This window comes from Devosia sp. Leaf420 (assembly GCF_001425445.1).
GTDB lineage: Bacteria > Pseudomonadota > Alphaproteobacteria > Rhizobiales > Devosiaceae > Devosia.
On the sequence record NZ_LMQU01000015.1, the window covers coordinates 65,618 to 90,217 of the forward strand.

At 61.4% G+C, this 24,600-nt stretch carries 18 protein-coding genes, 1 pseudogene and 1 riboswitch; of the genes and pseudogenes, 6 read left to right on the forward strand and 13 right to left on the reverse strand.

Going from position 1 to position 24,600, the window contains the following annotated elements:
• Window positions 1–169: 169 nt before the first annotated feature.
• Window positions 170–2,164 carry a CocE/NonD family hydrolase gene (locus tag ASG47_RS19200; protein WP_061911855.1) on the forward strand — a complete coding sequence of 665 codons (1,995 nt, stop codon included), beginning with the start codon at window positions 170–172 and terminating at the stop codon, window positions 2,162–2,164.
• 34 nt (window positions 2,165–2,198) lie between these two features.
• Here the strand turns inward: ASG47_RS19200 and ASG47_RS19205 are convergent, their stop codons facing one another.
• From ASG47_RS19205 to ASG47_RS19235, 7 genes are all read right to left on the reverse strand, one after another.
• Entirely contained in the window at window positions 2,199–2,882 is a 684-nt protein-coding gene (locus ASG47_RS19205; protein ID WP_410494103.1) for a L,D-transpeptidase, read from the reverse strand.
• A 123-nt stretch (window positions 2,883–3,005) separates the two neighbouring features.
• Window positions 3,006–3,704 (reverse strand): FadR/GntR family transcriptional regulator, encoded by a 699-nt coding sequence (locus tag ASG47_RS19210; RefSeq protein WP_061911857.1) that lies wholly within the window; start codon window positions 3,702–3,704, stop codon window positions 3,006–3,008.
• On the reverse strand, window positions 3,694–4,737 hold the full coding sequence (locus tag ASG47_RS19215; RefSeq protein WP_061911858.1) for a four-carbon acid sugar kinase family protein: 1,044 nt from the start codon (window positions 4,735–4,737) through the stop codon (window positions 3,694–3,696). The genes ASG47_RS19210 and ASG47_RS19215 overlap by 11 nt, the downstream gene beginning before the upstream one ends.
• Window positions 4,730–6,343, reverse strand: coding sequence for an ABC transporter ATP-binding protein (locus ASG47_RS19220; RefSeq protein ID WP_061911859.1), 1,614 nt, complete (start codon window positions 6,341–6,343; stop codon window positions 4,730–4,732). Before ASG47_RS19220 ends, ASG47_RS19215 begins: the two co-directional genes overlap by 8 nt.
• Complete coding sequence (locus tag ASG47_RS19225) at window positions 6,336–7,256, reverse strand: ABC transporter permease (protein ID WP_061911860.1); 921 nt, start codon at window positions 7,254–7,256, stop codon at window positions 6,336–6,338. The genes ASG47_RS19220 and ASG47_RS19225 overlap by 8 nt, the downstream gene beginning before the upstream one ends.
• Window positions 7,257–7,265: 9 nt before the next feature.
• Window positions 7,266–8,180, reverse strand: coding sequence for an ABC transporter permease (locus ASG47_RS19230; protein ID WP_061911941.1), 915 nt, complete (start codon window positions 8,178–8,180; stop codon window positions 7,266–7,268).
• Between the two features lie 76 nt (window positions 8,181–8,256).
• Window positions 8,257–9,759: an ABC transporter substrate-binding protein gene (locus ASG47_RS19235; protein WP_061911942.1), complete on the reverse strand. Its 1,503-nt coding sequence runs from the start codon at window positions 9,757–9,759 to the stop codon at window positions 8,257–8,259.
• Window positions 9,760–10,060: 301 nt separating this feature from the next.
• Between ASG47_RS19235 and ASG47_RS19240 the strand changes: the two genes are divergently transcribed.
• Genes ASG47_RS19240 through ASG47_RS19260 form a run of 5 tightly spaced genes read left to right on the forward strand, consistent with a single transcriptional unit; the run spans window position 10,061 to window position 14,840 of the window.
• Window positions 10,061–11,233: a sialidase family protein gene (locus ASG47_RS19240; RefSeq protein ID WP_061911943.1), complete on the forward strand. Its 1,173-nt coding sequence runs from the start codon at window positions 10,061–10,063 to the stop codon at window positions 11,231–11,233.
• Window positions 11,230–12,180, forward strand: coding sequence for a 4-hydroxythreonine-4-phosphate dehydrogenase PdxA (gene pdxA / locus ASG47_RS19245; protein WP_061911861.1), 951 nt, complete (start codon window positions 11,230–11,232; stop codon window positions 12,178–12,180). Before ASG47_RS19240 ends, pdxA begins: the two co-directional genes overlap by 4 nt.
• Window positions 12,177–13,106 carry a dihydrodipicolinate synthase family protein gene (locus ASG47_RS19250; protein ID WP_061911862.1) on the forward strand — a complete coding sequence of 310 codons (930 nt, stop codon included), beginning with the start codon at window positions 12,177–12,179 and terminating at the stop codon, window positions 13,104–13,106. The genes pdxA and ASG47_RS19250 overlap by 4 nt, the downstream gene beginning before the upstream one ends.
• On the forward strand, window positions 13,099–14,235 hold the full coding sequence (locus ASG47_RS19255; protein ID WP_061911863.1) for an iron-containing alcohol dehydrogenase: 1,137 nt from the start codon (window positions 13,099–13,101) through the stop codon (window positions 14,233–14,235). Before ASG47_RS19250 ends, ASG47_RS19255 begins: the two co-directional genes overlap by 8 nt.
• Window positions 14,236–14,261: 26 nt before the next feature.
• Window positions 14,262–14,840 carry a cob(I)yrinic acid a,c-diamide adenosyltransferase gene (locus ASG47_RS19260; protein WP_244483988.1) on the forward strand — a complete coding sequence of 193 codons (579 nt, stop codon included), beginning with the start codon at window positions 14,262–14,264 and terminating at the stop codon, window positions 14,838–14,840.
• Here ASG47_RS19260 and metH read toward each other — a convergent pair.
• The 6 genes and pseudogenes from metH to ASG47_RS19295 all read right to left on the reverse strand — a co-directional run.
• Window positions 14,821–18,515: pseudogene (gene metH, locus ASG47_RS19265) on the reverse strand (methionine synthase); the annotation flags it as partial. The gene ASG47_RS19260 and the pseudogene metH overlap by 20 nt on opposite strands.
• A 133-nt stretch (window positions 18,516–18,648) precedes the next feature.
• Window positions 18,649–20,547: a TonB-dependent receptor plug domain-containing protein gene (locus tag ASG47_RS19275; protein ID WP_061911866.1), complete on the reverse strand. Its 1,899-nt coding sequence runs from the start codon at window positions 20,545–20,547 to the stop codon at window positions 18,649–18,651.
• Between the two features lie 180 nt (window positions 20,548–20,727).
• A riboswitch (cobalamin riboswitch) is annotated at window positions 20,728–20,920 on the reverse strand.
• Window positions 20,921–20,984: 64 nt separating this feature from the next.
• Window positions 20,985–22,175, reverse strand: a complete 1,191-nt coding sequence (locus ASG47_RS19280; protein ID WP_061911867.1) for an ABC transporter substrate-binding protein — start codon at window positions 22,173–22,175, stop codon at window positions 20,985–20,987.
• A complete protein-coding gene (locus ASG47_RS19285; protein WP_061911868.1) occupies window positions 22,172–23,179 on the reverse strand; it encodes an ABC transporter ATP-binding protein in 1,008 nt (335 codons plus the stop codon). Before ASG47_RS19285 ends, ASG47_RS19280 begins: the two co-directional genes overlap by 4 nt.
• A complete protein-coding gene (locus tag ASG47_RS19290) occupies window positions 23,176–24,192 on the reverse strand; it encodes an iron ABC transporter permease (RefSeq protein WP_200940977.1) in 1,017 nt (338 codons plus the stop codon). The genes ASG47_RS19285 and ASG47_RS19290 overlap by 4 nt, the downstream gene beginning before the upstream one ends.
• Before the next feature lie 177 nt (window positions 24,193–24,369).
• On the reverse strand, window positions 24,370–24,600 hold the full coding sequence (locus tag ASG47_RS19295; RefSeq protein WP_061911869.1) for a DUF6894 family protein: 231 nt from the start codon (window positions 24,598–24,600) through the stop codon (window positions 24,370–24,372).

A 24,600-nucleotide genomic window follows, 5' to 3' on the forward strand; every position in this document is an offset into this window, starting at 1 on the left:
TCACTCTCGATGTCACCCCGGCCTTGAGCGGGGGGCATCACCCACACCGGCCGTCATCCCCGCGAAAGCGGGGATCCATCCTGAGATCTCAAGATGGGCCCCAGCCTTCGCCGGGGTGACAACCGCAAATGGGCGAGCCCACGCCCCCAAAAAACACTCGGACCACCCCATGACCATCCGCATCACCGAACACATCTGCATCCCCCTCAGCGACGGCACGCGCCTCGGCGCGCGCCTCTGGCTCCCGGAAGATGATGCCAAGGTCCCGACTATCCTTGAATACATTCCCTATCGCAAGCGCGACGGCACCCGTGGCCGCGACGAGCCTATGCATGGCTTTTTCGCGCAAAACGGCTATGCCGCGATCCGCGTCGACATGCGCGGTTCGGGCGAAAGCGACGGCCACATGGCCGACGAATATCTCAAGCAAGAACAGGACGATGCGCTCGAAGTCATCGCCTGGATCGCCGCCCAGCCTTGGTGCGACGGCAATGTCGGCATGATGGGCAAGAGCTGGGGCGGTTTCAACGGCCTTCAGGTTGCCTCAAGGCGGCCGCCGGCTCTGAAAGCCATCATCACGGCCTATTCGACCGACAATCGCTATACCGACGATATCCACTATATGGGCGGCTTGCTGCTCAACGATAATCTCTGGTGGGGCACGATCATGTTGGCCTACCAAGCCCGCCCGCTCGACCCCGAAATCGTCGGCGAAGGCTGGCGCGACGCCTGGCTGAAGCGCGTCGAAGACCTGCCCTTCTTCCCCGCGCTCTGGCTCGAACACCAGCGCTATGACGACTATTGGAAGCACGGCTCGGTCTGCGAGGATTTTTCCGATATCGAAGTCCCGGTCCTCGCCATCGGCGGCTGGGCCGACAGCTACACCAATGCCGTGCCGCGCCTCCTCGAAGGTCTCAAAACTCCGCGTAAGGCGATCATCGGGCCTTGGGGCCATATCTATCCGCAGGACGGCGTCCCCGGTCCGGCCATCGGTTTCCTCGAGGAAGCCGTGCGCTGGTGGGATCACTGGCTCAAGGGCCGCGACACGGGCGTCATGAACGAGCCCGATCTTCGCGCCTATATCAATGACAGCGTCGCCCCCACCGGTACCCGCACCGACGCGCCCGGTCGCTGGGTCGGCGAAGCCAATTGGCCGTCGCCATCTATCGCGCCCAAGACCTTCACCCTTGGCAGCGACCATGCCCTTCACACCGGCACGGCTCCTGCCGGCACGCTGACCATCTGCTCCCCCCAAAGCCACGGCAAAGCCGGCGGCGAATGGATGGGCACCGGCTGCGTCGGCGAACACCCGACTGACCAGCGCCTCGACGATGGCGCCGCCCTTGTCTTCGACACGCCGGCCCTGACCGAAAGCTTCGACGTCCTCGGCGCTCCGCTGCTCAAGCTCCGCGTGGCCTCCGACAAGCCGGTCGCCCAGGTCTCGGTCCGTCTCTCCGACATCCGCCCCGACGGCACCGTCACCCGGATCAGCTATCAGGTCCTGAACCTCACCCATCGCGACAGCCACGAGAACCCCGAAGCGCTCGTCCCCGGCCAGTTCTACGACGTCACGGTAAAACTCAACGACTGCGGCCACCGCTTCGCCGCCGGCCACGCGATCCGCGTCGCCATCGGCACATCCTATTGGCCCATGGTCTGGCCATCGCCAGAACTCGCGACCCTCACCATCGACACATCGAGCAGCACGCTCTCGCTGCCCGTCCGCTCGTCGAACGACGCGTCGGTCGTCCTCCCGCCGCCGGCCCACGGTCCCGCGACCACGACCACCCAACTCGATCCCGGCACCGTCCGCCGCTGGTCGAGCCAGGACCATGTCGCAGGCACGACCACCTATGTCACCGAAGGCATCGGAGGTCTCTTCGGCGAGGGCATTTTGCGCTTCGATGATATCGGCACGGAGCTCAGCCACTCGCTGAAGCGCAATTTAACGATTTCGGACTACGAGCCGCTCAGTGCTAACTATCTGCTAACGCAATCGTACCAGATGGGCCGCGACGGTTGGCGCATCGGCATCGACAGCACGACCGAAATGCGCGCGGACAAGGACACGTTCTATCTCACCGGAACCCTCTCGGTCAGCGAGAATGGCACGGTGGTCAAAACGCGGGAATGGAGCCAATCCTTCCCCCGCGATCTCATGTAAAAAAGAGCCCGCCAACTTGGCGGGCTCAATCATTTCAAGCCTTTAGCACGATGACCTTGGTATCAACCGGGGTCTTGGCATAGAGGTCCATCATATCTTGGGTCAGAAGGCCAACACAGCCGCTCGTCACGCCCTTGCCGATCGTTTCCGGCATGATGGTGCTATAGATCGTGAACAGCGTGTAGCGGCCGTCCTGATAGAGGTAAAGCGTTCTGGCGCCTAACGGATTTCCAAGGCCCGGCGGCATGCCACCCGCATATTTGGCGACCTCAGGCTGCCGCGCGATCATCTCCTTCGGCGGCGTCCAGGTCGGCCATTCCGCCTTGCGCCCGATATAGGCTTCGCCGCTCCAAAGGAAACCGGCGCGGCCGATATTGGCGCCATAGCGTGTCGCCATCCCGTCGCCTTCGATACGGTAGACATAGTAATTCTTGGGGTCGACAATGATCGTCCCGACGGCTTCCTTACTGTCGTAACGCACTGTGCGGCGCATATATTTTGGGTTGAGCTTGTTGAGGTTGACCGCTGGAACCGGGAACCGCTCATTGGGCAGAGGGCCATAGATCCGCTCAGCTTCAGCCGTGCTCATGCCCGTGCCGGTCGAGGCGCATCCCGCCATGCCGAGGACTGCAAGGCTCGCAGACCCCACGAGAAACATGCGCCGGCTCATCGAACTGGCCCCAAGGCCACCGGCCATGCTCTTCACCGCATCGGTCATATCAGCGCTCATGCTTGAATTCTCCCTGCCGCCCGACCCGAGGTCTCTGCCTCTCCCAGGCTGGCAGCGGCGAGATTGGTCCCAAAGCCAAGGCTTGGCAAGGGACTTTGGGCAACAGTCGGCCTATTGCTTGGGCGCAAAAAGCCGATCGCGCGAGCCCATCAGATGGTTGCGCATCAGGGTTCGTGCCGTATCGCCGTCGCTGGTCGAGATCGCCTCGAAGATGGCTGTGTGTTCGACGAGGACATGGCTCAACCCGTCGCTGGTCCGCCGCAGCGACAGACCATGCAACCGCATGCCGACCGCGATGTGCTCTTCGAGCGCCTGCATCGCCGTCACAAAATAGGGGTTCACCGAGGCTTGGGCGATGCTGAGATGAAACATGAAATCCGCATCGGCCCGGTGCGCCTGGCGATTGGTCGCGTCTCGCAAAAGGTTCAGCGCCGTCTTGATCTTGCCAAGCGCCTCGGGGCTGCGTCGCTGGGCCGCCATCGCTGCGGCTTCTGGCTCGATAGTCAGCCGGAAATCATAGCAATGCTGCAGGTCCGACAGGTTCTCCATCTGGCCAAAGCCAAGTGGCTCGCGGATGCCTTGCTCGCGCACAAAGCTGCCGGCACCACGGCGGGAATAGATCATGCCCTGGTCGCGGAGGCGCTGGAGCGCGTCGCGGACAACGGGACGAGAAACCTGAAATTCGGCGGCGAGGGCATGCTCGGTCGGCAGGCGTTCGTCGACTGCGTAAGCGCCGGATTTGATCGAGCGCTGGATGCGGTCGAAAACCGTATCCGCGAGGTTGCGCCGCCCGGTGAGACTATCCGACATGGCTATGCACTGGGCTCCCGGCGCTGAGATATGGGGCGAGTAGGGTGAACAAGGTGTCCGGATCGCCAAAACCGCCCGATTTGGTGATGACAGTCAAGTCTCCGGCCCGGGCATTGGGCAGTCCAGGCAAGGCTTCCCCCAGGAGTTCGAGCACGGCGATGCCGAGTTGCTCGAGAATGACCTGTGCCGTGGCGCCGCCCGAGAGAACCAGCAGTGAGCCCGGCGGCGGAGAAAGTGCGGCCAGGGTTTTGCCAAGGGTGGTGGCCACGGCCTTTCCATCGGCCGGCGACGTGCCTGGCGTTGCCTGGATGATGGTGAGTTTTGAGGCGCCGACCAGCGGCGCGCCGTGCCCGTTTGGCGCGTCGATATAGCTGATTTTTTGGTCAGCGGCGCGCAGGCGATCGAGCTGGGCGAGAGTGATCGGATCGGTCGAGCCGATGACACAATAGGCCGGGCCTTTGGGAAAGGTGATCCTCGGCTCGGCAGCATCTGGTGCCATGGCTTTCGCCATCGCCTCGGCGAGCCCACGGGCGCCAATGGGCAGGTCGAATGCTCTGTTAAGCGCCTGGTCGATGTCCACCTGCTCGGCGATATCGGGAACCACGGAAGCGAGCGCGTGGCGGCCGAGACGGTCGGCAACGATGATAGGTTCGGGGACGCCAAAACCTCGGATCGCGCCATCTTTCACCAAGCGCCCAAAGGCCGGGATCGCAGGGATGACAAGACTCCTCTGATGCGGGATGGCATCGAGCTCGGCTTCGATGTTCCCCTTTAGGCGGGAGTCGACTTTCTTGAATAGTGGCGTCCCAGTCGGGAGTGCGGCAAGCGCATCGCGTACAGCGGCGTTTGCCGCTTGCGGCGAGATTTCGCGGCTATCGGTCGAGACGCTGACGATGCGCGCGCCTGTGGCGATTGCTTGGGGTAGGGCCGCCACATTGAGCGCCACGGCCGTTGAAATGCCGCGCATGGCAAAGGGCGCGGCTGCGTCCAATGCGCCGGTCAGATCGTCGGCTATGATCGCCCGTTCAAGCATGGATCAGAGCTGCTCGCCTTTGGGCCTGTACATCGGGATCGGGATCGAGGTTGGCAGCCAGCAGGCGCTGGGTATAGGGCTGCTGCGGTGCGTCAAAAATCTGCGCAGTCGGGCCGTACTCGACGATCTCGCCCGATTTCATGACGATGACGGTATCGGCAAAGTCTCTGACAACGCCGAGATCATGCGCGATGAACAGGAATGAAATCCCGAGCCGCTGGCGCAGGCCATCGAGTAGAGCGATCACCTGCGCCTGAATGGACACGTCGAGGGCTGACACCGCTTCGTCGCAGATGATCAATTCCGGCTCGAGCGCCAGCGCCCGGGCAATGGCGATGCGCTGCCGCTGACCACCGGAAAACTGGTGCGGATAGCGGTCGACATGTTCTGGCGAGAGGCCGACCTGTTCGAGCAGCTCGATCACCCGCGCCCGGCGTTTGCTCCGATCGGGCATCAGCTTGTGGATGTCCCACCCTTCGGCAATGAGCTGATAGACCGACATGCGCGGATTAAGCGATTGCGTCGGATCCTGAAACACCATCTGGATCTGCCGGCGCACGCCCAGGAGTTCGCTGCGGCCCATGGTGATGAGATCGCGACCCTTCCACAGCGCTTCCCCGCTATCGGCTTCTTCAAGCCGGAGCAGGGTGCGCGCCAAGGTCGATTTACCCGAGCCGCTTTCGCCGACAACGGCAAGGCTCTGGCCGCGCGCCAGTGTCAGCGACACGTCTTTGAGCGCGGCAAACTTGCCATAGGTTTTGCAGAGTTTTTTGGCGTCGAGCAGCAGCGGCGCCGCCTTATCGAGTAGTTTGATCTCGCCCTTGCCGGGCGCCGCGTCGATCAGCTTTCGCGTGTAGGGATGCTGGGCATTGTGATAGACATCGCGGGTGACACCTTCCTCGACGATCTCACCTTTGTTCATGACCACGACGCGATCGGCGATTTCGGCGACGACCCCGAGGTCGTGGGTAATCAGCACCAGCGCCATGCCGGTTTCGGCCTGCAATTCCTTGAGCAGCGCCAGCACTTCGGCCTGAATGGTCACGTCGAGCGCGGTGGTCGGCTCGTCGGCAATCAGGATGTCGGGTTTTAGCATCAGCGCCATGGCGATCATCAGGCGCTGGCGCTGGCCACCGGAAAACTGATGCGGATATTTGTGCATCGCCTTTTCAGGCTCAGGGATGCCGACGCGTGTCACCAGTTCCAGCGCCCTTGCCCGCGCCATGTCGGCCGGGCGGCCATGCGCGGTCATCATCTCGATGATCTGCCAGCCAACGGTATAGACCGGGTTGAGATGGCCGAGCGGGTCCTGAAAGATCATGGCGATCTTCTTGCCGTTCAGCGCCCGGTGCTTTTCGTAGGAGACCTTCAGAAGGTCTTCGCCCTCGTAAAAGATCTCGCCCGAAACGATCTCGGCCGGCGGAATGTCGAGAAGATTCATCACCGCATTGGCCGACACAGACTTGCCTGAGCCGCTTTCCCCGAGGATCGCCAGCGTTTCGCCGCGCCCGACGGACCAAGAGACGTTCTTCACCGCATTGACGGTGCCGCGGGCGGTGTGAAAATCGACCGAGAGGTTTTTTACCGTGAGCAGGGGTTCAGACATTCTTGGTCTTCCTTGCTTCGAGGCGCCAACGCTGGGCCGGGTCGAGCGCAATGCGCATCCAGTTCGACAGTAGGTTCAGCGATAGGGCGGTGATGACAATCATCAGGCCCGGCCAGAAGGCCAGCCACCAGGCGGTGTTCAGATATGGCCGGCCCTGCGCCACCATGAGACCCCAGGTGATATCGGGCGGCTGCACGCCGATGCCGAGGAAGGACAGCGAAGACTCGGCCAGCATGACGAAGGCGAAATCGAGCGTTGCGATGGTCACGAGCGTCGGCGCCACCACGGGCAGGATATGGCGCAGGATGATGCGCGCATGGCTTGCGCCCATCACCGTCGCCGCCTGCACGAACATGCGCTCGCGCACTTCAAGCACTTCGGCGCGGGTGGTGCGCAGATAGATCGGAATGCGGGTGATGGCGAGCACGAGGATCATGTTGGGGATCGATGGCCCCAACACATAAAGCACGACCACGGCGATCAGCAGCGAGGGGAAGGACATGATCACGTCGGCGAGGCGCATGATCACCTGCGAGGTGTTCTTGCCCATATAGCCGGCGACAAGGCCGAGTCCGGCGCCGATCGTCAACGCGGCAACCACGGTGCCGGCCGCGATCAACATGGTCGAGTGCGCCGCAACAACGAGACGTGCCAGCATAGGGCGGCCCAGCGAATCACCACCGAGGAAGAAGGCCCAGCCGCGATCAAAGCTGAACGGCGGGAAATTGCGGCCACGCAGGTTTTGATCGCCCGCGAGTTCGCCGAGCAAGGTCGGACCAAGCAGCGCAAAGAGGACGATGATCAGCAGCACCACGGCTGAGATAAAGGCCAGCTTGTCCCGCCACAGCATCGAGAGCAGCGAGGGGCCGTGCGCAGTTGGCGCAGAGGTTTTGGCGAGCGACAGGTCTGCCATCATCGCCTCCTAGTTACGAATTCGCGGATCGAGCAGGCCATAGGCGAGATCGATCAGGATGTTCATGATGAAAATGGCCACGGCGGTGACCATGATGGCCGCCAGCACCACGTTGAAATCGCGCTGCAGGATGGAGTCGATCATCAGCTTGCCGACTCCGGGGAAGCCAAAAATGGTCTCGACGATGACGGCGCCGTTGAGCAAGGCCGCAGCCTGGTCGCCGATGACGGTAATCACCGGCAGCATGCCATTGCGCAGCGTATGGACGAAAATCAGCGGCAGGTTTTTGACGCCCTTGGCGCGGGCGGTCTTCACATAGGGCGCGCCGAGGGCCGAAATCATCGAGCCGCGCACCACCTGCACCACGAGCCCAAAGGGTCGAATGAACAGTACGGCGATCGGCAGCACCCAGTGCATCGGCGTGCCGACGCCGGAGGTGGGCACCCAGCCAAGGCCAATGGAGAAGACGACGATCGCGACGATGGCGATCCAGAAATCGGGAGCCGAAGCGCCGATCAGCGAGACGATCGACACCAGCCGGTCAAAGAACCCGCCGACATTAAAGGCGGCCAGCGAGCCGAGAATGATCGCCGAAGTGACGACTAGGCCCATAGTGATCAGCGCCAGCGGCAGCGTCCAGGCATAGGCCTCGAGCACAACATCGATGGCCGGCCGCGCCTTGCGCAGGCTCTCGCCGAAATCGAGCTGCAGGAGATCGAGCACATAGCGGCCAAACTGCTCGATGAGCGGCAGATCGAGCCCATGGAGCGCGCGGAACTGCTGCTTCATCTCCTCGGTCGCGTCGATGGGCAGGAAGAGAACTGCCGGGTCGCCGGTCAAGCGCGAAAGGAAGAACACCAGGATCATCAACCCCAGAAGGGAGAGAAGGCTGGCGATCGCTCGCTGTCCAATCATTTTGGTCATGCCGGTCACCCGTATTTTGAAAATTTGAGGTGCCGGGAAAGTCCCGGCACCTCGCAATCAGACCCTGGGACAGGTCTTACTTGAAGCCGATTTCGCTCAGCTGCAGCTGCTGGTTGGTCGCGATGGTCGGCGTGAAGTCGAGGCGTTCGCTGACGCGGCTGAGGCCAACCATGTGGAACAGCAGGACGTCGGCAACAACTTCGTCGTGGAGGTAGGCGAAGAGCTCGGACCAGAGGCCGGCACGTTCGTCGCCGGTTGCGGCCGAGGCGCGGGCGATCAGGTCGTCGACCTTGGGATCGTTGACGCCGGACTGGGTACCTTCGCTGTCATACTTGAAGAACATCGAGAAGACCGGGTCGCCGCGGCTATTGTCGTGCTGGGCAAGAACCAGACGCGTGCCTTCGCTTTCGGGGTAGGGCTTGGAGTAGAACTGCTCGTGCTCGGCCACTTCCACCATGCGCACGGTGGCGTTAAAGCCGACGTCCTTGAGCATGTCGGTGATCGCTTCAGCGACTTCCGTAACATTGGGGAAGTTTTCGGTACGGGCAATGATCTCGATGGGTAGGCTCGTATCGACGCCGTCAGCCTTGGCTTCTTCAAGCCACTTCTTGGCCTGTTCTGGATCATAGGCCGGGACCTTGACGTCCGGATTCCAACCGAGCGTCGTCGGCGGCACCATGGCGACGGCGAGTTCAGTGCCTTCAGGCAGAACGGTGCCGATAAAGGCTTCGCGGTCGATCGCGGCATTCAGCGCCTTGCGAACGCGGATGTCGCTGGTTGGCGCATCCTGGTTGTCGACGCGGAGATAGACGGTTTCCGAATTGAGGTAGCTGAAGTCGGTTGCCGGGTTGTTGGCAACTTCGGCGGTGATCTGCGGCGCGATATCGGCTTCACCGGCTTCCACCATGGCAGCGCGAACGGCTGGCTCCGAGCGGAATACATAAGTTGCCTTGGTCACGGCCGGGGCCTCACCCCAATAGTCGTCGCGGCGTTCGAGCACGATCTGCTGGCCGGCGGTCCATTCGGTCAGCTTGTAAGGGCCGGTGCCGATGGGGTCGCGGACGAATTCCATCGGGGTTTCCGACGGAACGATGGTCACAAGGCTCATCAGTAGCGGCAGCACCGGCTGGGCGGGCTCGGCCTTGACGTTGATGGTCAGGTCGTCGACCACATCGAAGGTCAGCGCGGTGTCAGCGAAGTAACGCTTGCTCTCGCAGGTGATCTGGTCGGAGAAAACCCGGTCGAACGAGTGCTTGACGTCAGCAGCATCAAAAGCCGAACCGTCCGAGAACTTTACGTCCGGGCGCAGCTTGAACTGCCACACGCCGTCGCCCTGGTCTTCCCAGCTTTCAGCCAGGCGCGAGGTGAGACCCTTGTCGCCACGCACGTCGAGTTCGGTCAGCGTTTCGCTGATATTCTGCAGAATAACGCGGCCGATATTGGAGCGGGTCGCCATGCAGGGCTCGACCAGATCAAGCTCTTCGCTCAGCACAACGGTGATATCGGTATTGGCCTGCGCCAGGGCAGGGGCAATGGTCGTGGACGCCAAAAGGGCGCCGACCAGAATCGGCTTTAGCAACAAGGTAACCTCCCATCGCAGCTTGACGGTGCCATGAGCGTCGCTGCGGGGCGCTCATGCATATTCCTCCGAGGACGGACGAGGTCCTTCCTTGTGGTTGAGCTAATTCCATTCGGACCTATGTTGTCAAACCAAAAATTATCGACATTACAACTTCATACTTTGTGCGTCTTTAAGACATTGAAAAGGCATAATAAAACGAGATACGGCTCTGGCAATGATTGCAAATTTTAAGAAACTCAAGATTGACAACATGTCTGCGAATGTGAAATTTGACCCAACCAAAGTGAAGGGGAGAGCTATGTCGCCGGAGGAAATTGCGGCCCGTATGGATGGTCGTCTGGTTTCTGGTGCCGATGGGCGGCTTGAGGCATTTCTGCCGTCGCCCATGGTGCAAAATCACGCCGCCTTCATCGAGCGCTTGGACGATGGCTCGCTGGCCTGCCTCTGGTTCGGCGGTACGCTCGAGGGCAAATCCGACATTTCCATCTATGGCACGACGCTCAGCGCAGGGGCCGAAAGCTGGACGCCGTCGGTGCGGTTCAGCCACGATCCCGATCGCTCCGAGCAGAACCCGGTGCTCTGGCGCAATGGTGCCGGCCAGTGGCAGCTTTTTCACACGGCCCAGCCCTCGGGCAATCAGGACGAGTGCCTGCTGCGCGCCCGCACCATTTCCGTCTCCGGTGGCACCCTGACCGGCGAAGAGCCGCGCACCATCGACTTGCCCCTCGGCAGCTTCATTCGCAGCCGTTTTGTCCGTCGCAATGATGGCGCCTGGATGATGCCGGTGTTCCGCTGCATCTCCCGCCCCGGCCAGCGCTGGAACGGCAGCCACGACACCGCCGCCGTCGCCGTCAGTACGGACGATGGCCAGACCTGGGCCATGTCAGAAGTGCCCGGCTCGATCGGCTCTGTTCACATGACCATCGTGCCGCTCGATGGCGATCACATGGTCGCCTTCTATCGCCGCCGCCAGTCCGACTTCGTCCATCGCTCGGAGAGTCTCGATGGCGGCCTGACCTGGTCCGCCCCCGCGCCGACCGATGTGCCGAACAACAATTCTTCGATCAATGTCATCCGTCTCGCCGATGGGCGTCTGGCCATGCTGTGCAATCCGACTTCGGCCGCCACCTCGTCGGACCGTCGCGTCTCGCTCTATGATGAAATCGAAGAGGGCGATGATCGCCCCGACGCCTCCGGCGGCTGCGCCCCAATCTGGGGCGTGCCACGCGCGCCGATGACACTTTGCGTGTCGAGCGATGGCGGAAAAACCTGGCCGCTGCGTCGCATTGTCGACGACAGCCCCGGCACCTGCCTTTCCAACAATTCCGTCGATGGACGGAACAAGGAACTATCCTATCCCTATCTGCTGGAAGGCGAAGACGGCGCATTGCACGTCGCCTACACCTATTTCCGGCGCGCCATCAAATATGTCCGTCTCCCCGCGGGATGGATCGACGGAGAAAACTCGTGAGCGACATCATCGGCATTACCATGGGCGACCCGGCTGGCGTCGGCCCCGAGATTTCGGTGAAAGCCGTGGCGGAAATGAGCGCCGACGAACGCGCCCGCACCCGCATCTATGGCAATCGCGAAACTCTGGACAAAGCACGCACGGCCCTCGGCGTAGATCTCGATCTCGACGGCGTGGTCGTTGACCTCCCTATCGAAGGCGGGCCGCTCCCGTGGGGCAAGCTCGATCCACGCGGTGGCGACGCCGCCTTCCGCTTCATCGAAAAAGCCGTTCGCGATTCCGAAGCCGGCAATATCGGCTGCATCGTTACTGCCCCGATCAACAAGGAAGCGCTGAACCTTGCCGGCCATCACTACGACGGCCACACCGGCATGCTGGCGCACCTGACTGGCCAGAAGACGGCCTGGATGCTCCTCGGCTCCGAGCGCCTAAAAGTCATCCACGTGTCGACCCACGTGTCGCTGAAAACCGCCATCGATCGCGCCACGCCCGAACGTATCCTTGCGACCATTCGCACCGGCAACGAACACCTCAAGCGCATCGGCTACGACAATCCGCGCATCGCCGTCGCCGGCATCAATCCGCATTGCGGCGAGAGCAGCCTTTTCGGCAATGAAGACGACCTGCAGGTTGTCCCTGCCGTCGCCATGGCCAAGGCCGAAGGCATCAATGTCGTCGGCCCGATCTCGGCCGATACTGTCTACCACCGCGCCTATACCGGCGCCTTCGATCTCGTCGTTGCCCAATATCACGATCAGGGTCACATCCCGATCAAGCTCGTCGCCTTCGATACTGCCGTCAACGTTTCGCTCGGCCTTCCCATCGACCGCACCTCGGTCGATCACGGCACTGCCTTCGACATTGCCGGCACCGGCAAGGCCAACCACACCAATATGCAGTCCGCCATCGCCTATGCGCGGCGACTCGTTTCGGGGAAGAAGCGATGAATCCGGCTAAAAATCTCCCCGTCTCCGGCGTCTTCTGCGCCTCCGCCACGCCCGTCCTTGAAAACGGTGCACCCGACCACGCCGCCTTCGCCGCCCATTGTAAGGCCCTGATCGAAGAGGGCTGCGACGGTGTCGCGCTCCTCGGCACCACCGGCGAAGCCAATTCCTTCAGTATCGCCCAACGTCAAGAATTGCTCGAAAAGGTCATCGACGCGGGCCTCGCTCCACAGCGCCTGCTCCCCGGCACCTCGCAAACCAACGTTCCCGACAGCATTACGCTCGTAAAACACGCGGTCGAAGCGGGTGTAAAAGCCTGCGTCGTCCTCCCGCCCTTCTATTACAAGGGCGTCAGCGACGAAGGCCTCTTCCGCTTCTATGCCGAACTGATCGAAGGCGTCGGCAGCAACGATCTGCGCGTCATCCTCTACCACATCCCGCCCATCGCCCAGATCGGCATCTCGCTCGACCTCACCGCGCGCCTCCGCGAAGCTTTTCCCGGCGTCATCGTCGGCGTGAAGGATTCTTCAGGCAAAATCGAGAGCATGCAGGCCTTCGCTGGGGCATTCGAGAATTTTTCTGTCCTTGCCGGCGCCGACCCCTTCATGCTGCCGCTGCTGCGCTCGGGCGGGGCAGGGTGCATCACCTCCAGCTCCAATCTCATCGGCAAGCATCTGCGCGTCGTCTTCGACAATTGGTTCGATCCCGCGCAGAACGATAAGGTCGATGCCGCCCAGGCCCGCATCAATGCCTGGCGCGATCTTTCCAACGCCTACGTGCAACTCCCCACCATCAAGGCCATGCTGGCCAAGCGTCGTAACCACGCCGGCTGGACCCGCGTCCGCCCGCCGCTGGTCGATCTGACCCCGGCCGAGCTCGACACCGTCTGGGCCAAGATGGCCGAGCTGGAGGCGCAGGAAAATGTCTGACGCCATCCTCTCCATGGCCCGCCAGATCACGCTGGTGCAGCCGTCCCGCCTCGAAATCGGCGCTGGCGCCGTTTCGCGCCTCGCCGAGTGGGCCGAAAGCTACAATCGCATCTTCGTCGTCGCCATGGCTCCAACCGTTGGTTTTGTCGATCGCATCGGCCTCAAGGGTGCTGTCGAAACTTTCACCGACATTCCGCCCGAGCCCGATCTGCCGGCGGTGGAAGCCGTCCTCGCCGCTGCTCGCGCCTTCAAGCCCGATCTAGTCATCGGTCTCGGCGGTGGTTCGGTCATGGACGTTGCAAAACTCGTCGCCGTTATTTGGGACAGCGAGCAATCCATTCTCGATGTCGTTGGCCCAAACAAGGTCCTCGGCCGCCGCACCGCCCTTGCCCAGGTGCCCACCACTTCCGGCACCGGCTCCGAAGCCGGCATCCGCTCGCTCGTCACCAATCCCGAAACCCTCGCCAAACTCGCGATCGAAAGCCGGCACATGCTGGCCGATATCGCCGTCCTTGATCCCGAACTCACCTATTCTGTGCCCGCCGCCGTCACCGCCGCCACCGGCATCGATGCGCTGGCGCACTGCGTCGAAGCCTTCACCAATATCAAGTCACACCCGCTGATCGACGGCTACGCCACCTTGGGCATCGAACTCGTCGGAAAATACCTCGCCCGCGCCGTCGCCAACTGCTCCGATACCGAAGCCCGCGCCGGCATGATGCTCGCCTCGTATTACGGCGGCGTCTGCCTCGGACCCGTCAACACCGCTGGCGGCCACGCTCTGGCCTACCCTCTAGGCACGCGCCTCAAACTGCCGCATGGCCTCGCCAATGCGATCATCTTCCCGCACGTCCTCGCCTTCAACGCGTCGGCACGCCCGGAAAAGACCGCCGCGGTGCTGACCGCCCTCGGCCTGCCCGCCCATGCCGACGAGCGCATCGTTCTCGCTGGTGCGCAGGATTATTGCAGCGCCCTCGGCGTCAATATGAGCCTCAAAAGCCACGGCGCGGATGAAGCCGACCTTCCGCTCTGGGCTGCAGAAGCCTTCGCCATCAAGCGGCTGATCGACAACAATCCGCGCCCCCTTGCCGAGGCCGATATCTTGGCGATCTACCAAAGCGCGTTCTAACGACGTCCTTGACAGCGCAGCGACCCATGCTCACCACAGGCATGGTCGCTGTGCTGGAGGTTGTTTTGGGAAATCGTCTGTCGAAAATCGTCACCCGCACCGGCGACAATGGCACAACGGGCCTCACTGACGGCTCGCGCCTTCGTAAGGACGCGCCGCTGATCGAGGCTATGGGCACGGTCGATGAACTCAACAGCACCATAGGCTTTGCCGAGAGTCAGCAGACCGACGCCGCCATTATCGAGGTGCTGATCGACATCCAGCACGACCTCTTCGATCTCGGTGGTGCGCTCTCCATGCCCGGTCACCCGGTGCTGACCGAAGCCCATATCGAAGCGTTGGATCAGATCGTCGCGGACTGGAACGCCGATCTGCCGCCGCTTAAGGAATTCATCCTGCCCGGCGGTTCTGCCGCCGTCGCGTCGCTGCACGTCGCGCGCACGGTCTGCCGACGTGCCGAACGCCGCCTGCTATCGCTCGACGAAGAGCGGACAACCCAAGGGCGGGTCTATCTCAATCGCCTCTCAGACCTGTTGTTCATCGCCGCCCGCGTCGCGTCGGGCGGCAATGAGCGCTATTGGAAACCTAGGCCGGCACGTAGTTGAGCACGGGCGCCAGCCAGCGTTCCACTTCGGCGATTTCCATGCCCTTTCGGCTTGCATAATCAAGCACTTGATCACGCTCGACCTTGGCGACGCCGAAGTAATAAGCATCGGGATGGCCGATATAAATGCCGGACACCGATGAACCCGGCCACATGGCCATGCTCTCGGTCAGTTGCACGCCGGTATTGGCTTCTGCATCGAGCAGGCGGAACAGCGTCACCTTTTCGGTATGGTCCGGCTGGGCGGGATAGCCCGGGGCAGGGCGGATCCCGCGATAGGGCTCGCCGACCAGTTCATTGGGCGCAAAGGTCTCGTCTTCGGCATAGCCCCAGAATTCCTTGCGCACGCGCTGGTGCAACATCTCGGCCATGGCTTCGGCATAACGATCGGCCAGGGCCTTGACCATGATCGACCCGAAATCGTCGTTTGCTCTTTTGAAGCGTTCGGCAATCTCGTTTTCTTCGGGACCCGCCGTAACGACGAAACCGCCGAGATAGTCATGGGTGCCGATCGGTGCGACGAAATCGGCCAGCGCCACATTGGGGCTATCGCCGCGCTTCGAGGTCTGCTGTCGCAGCGTATAGAGCGTCGCGAGTTCCGCATTGCGGTCCTTGTCGGCAAAAAGTTTGATGTCGTCGCCGACGGCATTGGCGGGCCAGAAGCCAACAACCGCCCGCGGCTTAAACCAGTTTTCGGCGATGATGCGCTTGAGCATATCCTGCGCATCGGCGAACAGCTGACGCGCCACTTCGCCTTGCTTTTCATCATCGAGAATGCGCGGATAGACGCCCTTCAGTTCCCAGGTCTGGAAGAACGGCGTCCAATCAATGTACCGCGCAATCTCGGCGAGATCCCAATCCTCGATGACCCGCGTGCCGAAAAACTGAGGCGCGTTGACCTTGTAGTCGGTCCAGTCGATCTTGAAATGGTTGGCGCGCGCCGAGGTCAGCGGCAGGCGCTGCTTGGCCAATTCCGCGCGCTCGTGCTTTTCAGCAACCTCGACATATTCGGCGCGAATGCCGGCGACATAATCCGGCTTCATCGTCTCAGAGAGCAACTGGCCAACCACACCCACGGCGCGGCTGGCATCGGTCACATAAATGGCCTGGCCCTTCGTATAGCGTGGCGCGATTTTCACAGCTGTGTGCACGCGCGACGTCGTGGCGCCGCCGATCAGCAGCGGAATATCAAAACCCTCGCGCTCCATTTCCGAGGCAAGATGCACCATTTCATCGAGCGAAGGCGTGATAAGACCCGAGAGACCGATAACATCGACCTTCTCTGCCCGCGCCGTTTCCAAAATCTTCTGCGGCGGCACCATGACGCCGAGGTCGACGATCTCGTAATTGTTGCAGGCGAGCACGACGCCGACGATGTTCTTGCCGATATCGTGGACGTCGCCCTTGACCGTCGCCATCAGAATCTTGCCGGCCGATTGCCGCTGATCGCCGCCGGTCAGGGCTTTTTCCTCTTCCATATAGGGGAGGAGCACCGCCACGGCCTGCTTCATCACGCGGGCCGATTTCACCACCTGCGGCAGGAACATTTTCCCCGCGCCAAAGAGGTCGCCGACGACGTTCATGCCGGCCATCAACGGGCCTTCGATCACATGCAGCGGGCGCTCGGCATTCTGGCGCGCTTCTTCGGTATCGGCCTCAATGAATTCGGTGATGCCATTGACGAGCGCATGCTCGATCCGCTTGTCGATAGGCCATTCGCGCCAGGCAAGGTCACGGACCTTTTCTTCACGCGCGCCGCCCTTGAAGCGATCGGCAATTTCAAGCATTCGCTCGGTCGCCGTACCGCCGGTTTTCGGCTTGCGGTTGAGGACGACATCCTCGCACGCTTCGCGCAGTTCCGGGTCGATCTGGTCATAGACGGCAAGCTGCCCGGCATTGACGATGCCCATGTCCATGCCCGCCTTGATGGCGTGGTAAAGGAACACGGCATGCATCGCTTCGCGCACCGGCTCATTGCCGCGGAAGCTGAATGAGAGATTGGAAACGCCGCCCGAAATATGGGCATAGGGCAGGTTCTGGCGGATCCAGGCCGTCGCCTCGATGAAGTCGACGCCGTAATTGTCGTGCTCTTCGATGCCGGTGGCAACGGCGAAAACATTGGGGTCGAAGATGATGTCTTCGGGCGGAAAGCCCATTTCTTCGACTAGGATTTTATAGGCACGCGCGCAAATGTCGATCTTGCGCTGATAGGTATCGGCTTGGCCCTGTTCGTCAAAGGCCATGACGACGACGGCGGCACCATAGGCCATGCAGAGACCAGCATAGTGCCGGAACTGCTCTTCGCCTTCCTTGAGCGAGATGGAATTGACGATCGGCTTGCCCTGCACGCATTGGAGGCCCGCCTCGATCACCTCCCATTTGGAAGAGTCGATCATCACCGGAACGCGGGCGATTTCCGGCTCCGAAGCGATGAGGTTGAGGAACTCGACCATGGCGGCCTTGGAGTCGATCAGCCCCTCGTCCATGTTGATGTCGATGACCTGCGCGCCATTCTCGACCTGATCGCGCGCCACAGCGAGCGCCGCCGTATAATCCCGCGCCGTGATCAGCTTGCGAAAGCGCGCACTGCCCGTGACATTGGTCCGCTCGCCGATATTGACGAAGGGAATATCGGGCGTGAGGACGAAAGGCTCGAGGCCGGAAAGGCGGAGATAGCGGCTCAATGGACGACCCTCGGCGCAACGCCTGCAACGGCATCAGCGATGGCGCGGATATGGTCCGGCGTCGTACCACAGCAGCCGCCCACCACATTGACAATGCCTTCGCGCGCGAACTCGCCCACCTGTTTGGCGGTGTCCTCTGGGCCTTCATCATATTGGCCGAAGGCGTTAGGCAGGCCGGCATTGGGGTAGGCGCAGGTAAAGGTGTCGGCGACGCCCGAAATTTCGGTCATGTGCGGGCGCATTGCCTCGGCTCCTAGCGCACAGTTTAGCCCGATGGTGAAGGGGCGCGAATGTTTGACCGAATGCCAGAAGGCAGTCGGCGTCTGCCCGGTCAGCGTCCGCCCCGAGGCATCGGTAATCGTACCCGAGATCATCATCGGCAGCGCCACGCCGGTCGCTTCGAAAGCTTCCATGCAGGCAAAGATCGCCGCCTTGGCATTGAGTGTATCGAAGATCGTTTCGATCAGGATGACGTCTGCGCCGCCCGCGATGAGGCCGTTGACCTGCTGCGAATAGGCCTTGCGCAGGTCTTCGAACGTCACCGCGCGAAAGCCGGGATTGTTTACATCGGGGCTGATTGATGCCGTGCGGTTGGTTGGTCCAACGGCGCCGGCCACAAAGCGCGGCTTGCCGTCGATAGCGGTCGCGCGATCAAGCGCGCGGCGCACGACACGCGCACCCTCCACATTTAGATCGTGCACCGCCGATTCCATGCCGTAATCGGCCTGCGCAATCGTCGTGGCTGAGAACGTGTTGGTTTCGACGATATCGGCACCAGCCATGGCGTATTTGAAGTGGATCTCTTCGATCGCTTCGGGCTGGGTCAGAATGAGCAGGTCGTTATTGCCCTTCTGCGGATGTTCGGAGTGATGCCGGCAGGCGTGGCCAGACCCGTGGCCCACGAAGTCATCCTCGGAAAGCCCCAATCCTTGGATTTGCGTGCCCATGGCGCCATCCAGAACAAGGATGCGCTCACGCGCCAATTTTTCCAGGAGCTTACGGCTGGGGGATGGGTTTGCCGGCATGATGACCTCGTCTTTCCTGGCCTTTTACCGAGGGTTTTTCGGAAAAGAAAGCCAAGCCCGATGTGGTGCTCATGCCGGCAGATGTGAAGGCGCAGTCGCCTTAGAAGCTTGCCTTGGCGCCCGCATAGAAAGTCCGGCCCTGCGTGTTGTAGCCCAGAACCTCCTGGTACTTGGTGTCAAATAGGTTCTGCACGCGGCCATAGACCTCTACCTGATCATTGATCTTGTAGTTGAGCCCCGCGTTGACAACGGTGTAGGCCGGAAGCGTCACGTTGACGGCTGGGAACTGAGAAAAATCGGTATCGAGGTTCGGGCCGCTCAAAACCACCTCGCTATGCAGCGTCAACGGAATTTCCGGCAGCGTATAGGCGATGTCGATCGCGCCAGAGTGCTCAGGACGACGGATCTCTCGTGCACCATTCGGCTGGCGAGCGTCGAGATAGGTGTAGGTCACCCCAGCCGTCAGACCTTCGACGATGTTGACGCGTGCGGATAGCTCGACGCCTTGGCGAGTGCTGGTGCCGAGCAGATTGACGACCGTGCTGGGTGCAAAACCCTGCGTCTGGATCTGGTTTTCGAGAGTCTGGTTGAAATAGGTCGCGTCGAGAACCACCACACCGTCAAGCAGGCTCTGCTCGACCCCAATATCCCAGCCAAAACTCGATTCCGGCACCAGACCGGGATTGGGAATGAACAGGGCGGGATTGAAGCCGAACTGCTCGTAGAAGGTCGGATTGGTCGAACCGGTCCCGAGCGAAGCGTGGAGGCGCGTTCCGGTATCCGGAACCTGCCATGCGCCGCTGAGGCTATAGGTGGTGACGTCGGCAAAGCCTTCGTTGAAATCGTGGCGCAGGGCTGCAGTCAGGAAAACCTGATCGAAATATGTGCCGCGATATTCCCCGGCGAGCGAATTGGTAACGCGCTTCTGCACATCGAGCTTGGTCGGCACGAGTTGCTGGAAGGTTTCGTAGACGACGTCATAGCCGAGCGTAACGGTATGCGTGCTGTCGAGGAAATCGGGCGTGTCGAAGTTGCGGCCGACCTGATAGGACGCCTTGTAGCGATCGTTGGTATTGAGCGACGCACCAAACTGATCGTTGGCGCCGCGCTCGATCGTCCCGGCGCTCACGCGGGCATTTTGAAACCAAAGGCCATCTTCGCTCACCCAGCCAAGACCAAGAGCGCCCGAAAGCTCCTTGATGGTGGCGGTGTCCGGGGTGTCCTGAACGATCCCGGAAAAATCCTGGCCATCAGCGTCCGCATCGATGCGCGCATAACGGATGCTGCCATCAAGGGTAAGCTGCGGCGTGATATCGGCGGCAAATCGACCATTGGCATCGATGTGATTGGCTCCGTCGAGCTCGGTGCCAAACGAGGAGATATTGAAGCCGTCGGTGTGCCGCATGGTCAGCGAACCAGAAATGTCGAAATTGTTCTGGCCATAGGCCAGCGACCCGCTGGTCATCTTCGTGCCGTCTGTGCCCGTTTCACCCGCCAGAGTGCCGTGCAAACCGTCCTCGGATACCGATTTGGTCACGATATTGATAACGCCTGCCATGGCATTGGCGCCCCAGAAGGCGCTTTGCGGACCGCGCAGAATTTCGATGCGTTCGACATTGGTCATCGCCAAACGCGCAAAGTCGAATTCACCGTCCGAGTTTTCGCTGACCGGCACGCCATCGATCAGCACGAGTACATGATTGGCTTCGGCGCCACGGACGCGGATCTGCGTCTTGTTGCCGAAGGAGCCCGTGCGAGACACCGCAAATCCGGGCACCTGACGCAGCACGTCCGCGATATAGGGCGTGCCGCTCAATGCAATCTGATCCCCATCGATCACGGTATAGGACCGCCCGATTTCATTCTCTTCAAACGGGGTCAGGCCACCGGCATTGATGACGAGCTTGGGGAGGATCGTTTCCTGAGCCGTAACGGGAAGGGCTATCGCCAGAGTGGCAGTCAGCAGGGCGATGGACGAGGTGAGCGACTTGAAACGCATAGGGCGTGGCTTTCGAGGTGGCGCGACGGCTCAGGCGGAAGCGTGAATGCTTCCCGCGCATGAGGCGCACAGAGATTGAAATGAGGTGGGGCGTGCGGCCGGATTAGCGGCGCGACGGCATCGGGGGACGATCGCTCATCGTCTGTCTTGTCCTCCGCCCGATCCGCCCGATCAGCCTGAAATGGATTCCGCTTCCATGGCAGGTCTCCTGGCTCGCGGATCAAGCCGACGTTTCGCCTTCCCAGCCCAAAAGCCAGTGGACACTGAAACGTCGTCTCCGCTTACAGTTGCGGGGGCAGCGTCGGACTGGGGATCGCTCCTTGACCGGCTTCCCTATTATCCCCTTGCGAGGACCATGGACGGGCCGAAAATGAACAAAGCCTTAATTCAAGTCAACGGCGTAAGACCGTTCGCGAGGGGCTATCCACAGTGTCGCCTTAATCGATCGTGATCGCGCGATTGAACACGCGCTGGTAGCCCGGCAGTTTTTCTGGATAGAGGATCGAGATCAGATCCAGCAGCACCAGATCGGGGCGCATGGTGCCCAGTTCGTAGAACTGCACGCCGCCATTCGGCCCCTTCAATGCATCGGGTATCCATACCTCTCCTGCCTGGGCCGCGGGCAGCGCGGCGAGGCGGGGATTTTCTGCCGCGATATCGGCAAGGCTGCGATAGGTCATTGCCGCCTGGATCCAGACACTTGCCTCCCGCGCGCGGGTCACCAGCTGTTCGAGGTCATGGATTTCGAAGCTACCGGTGCTGGTATTATCAGCAAAGATATAGCGTCCGCCTGCATCGGCAATGAGCTGCGCAATGAATGACTTGCCGCCCGCCGCAAAGAACACGCCACCGAACGCCTGTCCGCTAAGGACAAACGGCTTATCGTCTTCCGCAACTCCTGAGACCAATGCCTCCGCTGCTGCATATCGCTTTGCGACCTCTGCAAAGCTCTCTTCGGCCTTGGCCTCGGCATTGAAGAAAAGCCCGATGAACTTGACCCATTCGGCTCGGCCGAGCGGCGATGTGTCCTGCCAATCGGCAAAGTTGACGACGGCAATGCCTGCCGCTGCGAGCCGCTGGATTTCGGCCTCGCCACCCCCGCCCGCCATGAACACGTCGGGCCGCGCCGCGACCACGGCCTCGATATCGACGACACCAGAGGTTTCGTATTCGATCACCTGGGCCGTTGCCATCTGCGCAATCACTTCCGGCGTCGCGATGAAATCTCGCCGGGCCACTCCGGTCAGCGCCTTCAATCCGCCGACGGCAACAAGGGCGGGGGCCTGTGCCGTGCTGCCGGAAAACAACGACTGAACCGGCACGGCAATCCGCGGCGCGCTGGCCATGTCGGGTCCGAGGTCCGGGCTCGGCGTGCCACATTGCACCAGCACATAGTGCTCGGGTTGGCCGCCCAGATAGGGCCGGTCGACGGTGACGATTTTGTAATTCCCAAAATACGTGACGGAGAAATTGTCCGAGAATTCGATGCTCGACTTGGCTGCAAAATAGTCCTGCCCCGCCTCGTAAGCGGTGGCGCAGCCCTTCGCGTCGAGCGCCGGCGCCGCCACCGATGGCGACACGCTGAAGAGGGCTAGGAGAAGGCCGATAAAAACTCGATAGGAAATCACTGGACGCCTTCTCCCGTTCGCCGGGCAAAGCGGGCGAGGTCTGCAAAGCTTTGCCCCTCCGCCTGCGTGCCGTTTCCGTTGGCCGTCCACCCGTGTTCGCCAACGGTCACCAGCAACTCGGCCATGGGCGAATCTGAGGGCGCAAATCCCTCCCGTTCGAGAACTGAACGCGCAAAATCTACTCGGCCTGCAAAACCGGAAACGAAGGCGCGACCGCGAGGATGCGTTCTGATCCTGAAGCTTCGATCGGTTACCGAAAAGGTAACGTTTGGCCCCGAAAACACCGCCGCAAATGTGTCATCGGCAAGCAGGTCTTCCGGCGCACCGATGTGGAGGTGGCGCTTGCCATCGATCAGCCAGATCGTGTCGGCGGTGCGCAGCGACAGGTCCAGATCATGGCTTGAGAGAATGACCGCAATATTTTGATCGCGCGCCAAATGGCGGAGCATGGCGACCATCTCGACACGTCCTGAAACGTCAAGAAATGCCGATGGTTCATCGAGCAACAGAACGGATGGCTTTTGTGCGAGAGCCCGCGCGATCATGAAGCGCTGGCGTTCGCCGTCTGACAACTCGCTGATATCGCGATGCGCCAGATGCGCTGCACCGACGGAGACAATGGCCTCCCGTACAATCTCTCGATCCGCCTCGCCCAACTGTCCTGCCCAATTCACGTGTGGGTATCGGCCAAGCTCGACCAGCCGAAAAGCGGGCATGGCGCCGATGTTGATGCGCTCTGTGAGCACGACCCCAACGTGCCGGGCCAGCTCGGCAGGTGACATTCGGGCGGTATCACTGCCCGCGATAGCAACGGTTCCGGAGAGCGGCCGCAGGGCCCGCGCCAGGGTCCGCATCAGTGTCGATTTTCCCACTCCGTTGGGGCCCAATAGACAAACCATCTCGCTAGGTTGGACGGTCAGGTTGAGCCCGGTCAGAACCGTGCGCTTGTCGCGCCGACGGCCATAGCCGACCGCGAGATCCCTTGCCTCAAGCAGCGCCGTCATCCGACAAAGCCCCCGTTTCGGGCGCGGAGGATCACGAGAACGACGACCGGCGCGCCGATCAGCGCCGTCACTGCATTGAGTGGCAAGACGCCGAATTGGCTGGGCAGCAGCGAAATCAATTGCGCGAGAAGGGCGAGGAGAGCGCCAAGCATGATCGAGGCTGGTACCAGAACGCGGTGGTCGGAGGATTTGAGCAGAGAGCGTGCGATGTGGGGCACTGCCACGCCGAGAAAGCCGATTGGTCCGCAAAAAGCGGTCACCGCGCCGGCGAGCATGGACGCTGTCCCCATGGTCACAAGATGCATCGCCTTGGTGTTCAACCCCATTGATTGCGCGTAGGTCTCTCCGAGGAGCAGAGCGTTGAGTTGTTTGATGCTGAGGCACGCAATCAGGAGGCCGATGATGACCACCGGCGCTAGCACCTGTAATTGCGTCCAGGTCACCGCGCTGAACGATCCAAACCCCCAGGCTACCCAACGCGCTAATTGATCCGGCGCCGCCCCCGCGACGAGGAGCGTCACAAAGGCGGAAACGGCGTAGCCCGTCATCAAACCAAAAACCAGAACAGTGGTTGGGTTTTGGAGGCGCGATGCAACAGCCAGCGTCGGCAGCAAAACCAGCAAGCCGCCCAGCGTGGCCGCAATGACGAGCGCAAAGCCGCTCCCGATGCCCAAGCCGCCCGTCAAGAACACGCCGATGGCGCTGCCTGAGGCGAGCACTACGAGCGCGACGCCAAGGCTTGCGCCCGAGGTAATGCCGAGAACGAAGGGATCGGCCAGTGGATTGCGCATCATCGTCTGCATCTGGAGCCCGGCAACGCTCAGCGCGGCTCCGGCAAGGCCTGCCGTCAAGGCGCGGGGCAGGCGTATGGAGAGGATGATGTCTGCGTCACCCGCGGCGGTGCTTGTCTGCCCGGTCAGAACTGAGACTACTGACTGGAGCGGTATGGAAGTGGAGCCGAGGCAGATCGCCAAAATGAACGCGATCAGCAAGAGGACTGATATTACGGCCAATAGAAACCTGTGGCGGAGCCGAGCGGAGTGACCCAGATCGCCAAGAATAGTGCTGCGTTCCGAAGCCAAAACCGGGTCTCACAAGACGTCACATCGACAGCGGCGAGTTCTAGCAGAGGGGCCGAGGGCTTGGCTGCAATTTTGTGCGGATAAGTTCGTCAGGCACAGCGCGATGGACTAAATCGTCGGCCGAAATGTCATTTGAGCCGTGAACAAGGTTTGCCGTTCGGCATCTGTAACGGTGACGGTCAGGACCAATTCGCCATCCCTTGGAATTTCCTCGGCAGCGATCTCGGCTAGTGCCTTCACTGCTTCCTTATGCGCCATATCTTCGTTTTCCAGCTCCTGGCCGATCGTGTCGACACTGACATCATCGTTGGACGCGAAATCGAAGTAAAACCGTGGCAT